This is a genomic window from Actinosynnema sp. NPDC023658, assembly GCF_040639995.1.
In the GTDB taxonomy this organism is placed as follows: Bacteria; Actinomycetota; Actinomycetes; order Mycobacteriales; family Pseudonocardiaceae; genus Actinosynnema.
The window spans coordinates 1-2304 of sequence record NZ_JBFAAX010000873.1 but is presented as its reverse complement, the minus strand read 5'-3'; the positions used below and the strand labels follow the sequence as shown (position 1 = coordinate 2304).

The 2304-nt window shown below is 70.1% G+C and carries 2 protein-coding genes; one reads left to right on the top strand and one right to left on the bottom strand.

Annotation, left to right across the window (positions count from 1 at the left end; all coding sequences use genetic code 11):
- On the bottom strand, positions 1-753 hold a 753-nt coding region (locus tag AB0G02_RS35830; protein ID WP_360803588.1), incomplete at its 3' end, for a LacI family DNA-binding transcriptional regulator.
- A gap of 227 nt (positions 754-980) precedes the next feature.
- Between AB0G02_RS35830 and AB0G02_RS35825 the strand changes: the two genes are divergently transcribed.
- Positions 981-2279, top strand: a complete 1299-nt coding sequence (locus AB0G02_RS35825) for a sugar ABC transporter substrate-binding protein (RefSeq protein WP_360803585.1) — start codon at positions 981-983, stop codon at positions 2277-2279.
- Positions 2280-2304: the final 25 nt, after the last annotated feature.

Sequence of the window (2304 nt, the reverse complement as noted above, 5' to 3'; positions counted from 1 at the left end):
GAACCCGCCCGCCCCGCCCATCAGGATGCCGGCGGCCTGCCTGCCCCACGCCTCGCTCCACTCCCCGAACAGCGGGCCGCCGACGACGTCGAGCCCGTCCTCCGCGAGGCGCTCGGTGGCCGCGGCGGCCCGGACCCTGGTCGAGTGGTGGTGCTCCGGGCCGGTGATGTGCGCGATCCGCCGTCGACCGAGGGCGAGGAGGTGGTCGACGGCCTTGCGCGCGCCACCCGCCTCGTCGGGGACGACCGAGCAGTCGTCCGGGTCGGCGGAGCTGATGAACGCGTAGACCACCGGCACGGGCAGGTCGGTGCCGATCGGGGCGCGGGCCTGGGTGCGGCGACCGGTGACGATGATGCCGTCCACCCGGCGGCTGAGCAGCGTGCGCAGGTAGTACTGCTCGCGGATCGGGTCGTCGCGCGCGTCGCACAGGAACACCGACATGCGGCCCGCGCCCAGCGCGTCCTCCGCGCCGGTCATGAGCGGGATGCTGAACCGGCCGATGGTGTCGGTGGTGATCATGCCGACGGTGTAGGTGCGCCCGGAGTTGAGCGTGAGGGCCGCCGTGTTCGGCTGGAAGCCCAGCTCGTCGGCGGCGAGCCGGACGCGGCGGCGGGTCTCCTCGCGCAGCGAGCCGCGGCCGTTGAGGGCCTTGGACGCGGTGCCGACGGAGACCGCGGCCAGGCGTGCGACATCGCTGATCGTGGCCGGTCGCTGCACCGGCTTCCCGGTTTCCTCGATTTTCCTGGACGGCATGTCGGCAGGTTACCTCGTCGCACCCAACGGGCGGACCGACTCGACCGAAGTCCAGCTCAGGCCGTTCCGAACGCCTCTTGACAGGTGACGGAGGTCTCTCTAGGTTCGTCGGCAACCGGTTTCCTAATTTTCCGTCGTGGTGACCCGGCTCCTCGGCGGACAGGTCCCGCCCACCCCCGGCTCGACGAGTGCGAGCCGACTTCCGAAACGCCCACGAGGGAACACCCATGAGTTCAACCCCCGCACCGCGGTGGCGCCGAGCGGTCCTGGCCGCGGCATCGCTGTTGGCGCTCGCCGCCTGCCAGAGCGCACCGGCGGGATCGTCCCCGGACGACACGTCGTCGACCGACGACGGCACGACCATCACCATGTGGACCAGGTCGCCCACGGCCACGTTCAGCCAGACGCTGGTGGACGCCTACAACGCCGGCCACAAGAACAAGGTCGAGCTGACCGTCTTCCCGGCCGACTCCTACCAGCAGAAGGTGGGCACGGCCGCGGGCGCGAAGCAGCTGCCCGACATCCTCGCCGCCGACGTGGTCTACGCGCCCAACTACGCGGCCAAGGGCGTCTACGCCGACATCACCGCGCGCGTCGACTCGTTGTCGTTCAAGGACAAGCTCGCCCCGGCGCACATGGACGCGGCCACCCACGAGGGCAAGGTCTACGGCGTGCCGCACGACATCGACCTGTCCGCGGTGTTCTACAACAAGGTGCTGTTCGAGCGGGCGGGCCTGGACCCGAACGACCCGCCCACGTCGCTGGAGGGGCTGTACCAGGCGGCCAAGAAGATCGACGCGCTGGGTGACGCGGACGGCTACTTCTTCGGCGGCGGTTGCCCCGGCTGCATGCTGTTCACCACGTGGCCGATGATCTGGGCCTCCGGCGGCGCCGTGCTGGACGAGAAGGGCACCGCGTCCACGATCGACAACGAGTCGGCGGCGAAGGTCTACGACCTGCTGCGCCGCATGTACACCGAGGGCATCGTGCCGGCGTCGGCGAAGAACGAGTCCGGTCCGACGTGGACCCAGCTGTTCGCCGAGGGCAAGATCGGCATCCAGCCCATGGGCGCCACCTCCCTGCAGGGCATGAAGGAGGGGCCGAACCTCCAGGTCGGCATCGCGCCCATCCCCGGCCTGACCGGCGGCCGGTCATCGTTCGTCGGCGGTGACGTGCTGGGCATCAGCTCGAACTCGACGCACGCCGCGGCGGCGTGGGACTTCATCTCCTGGACGCTGTCCGAGGACGCGCAGGTCGAGGTGCTGGCGAAGAACAAGAACATCACCGTGCGCGAGGACCTGGCCGACAACTCCTACGCCAAGCGGGACAACCGGTTGCGGACGTTCAACATGCTGGCCACCGAGGGCCAGACGCCGATCTCGGTGAACTTCGGCAAGACCTACAACGACACCAACGGGCCGTGGACCGCGGCGGTCACCGACGCGCTCTTCGGCTCCTCCCCCGCGGGCGAGGTGCTCAAGCGGCACAACGGGACCATCACCGAGTCGCTGGCGAGCGGAAGCTGACGATGGCGACCCTGTCCGACGTCCG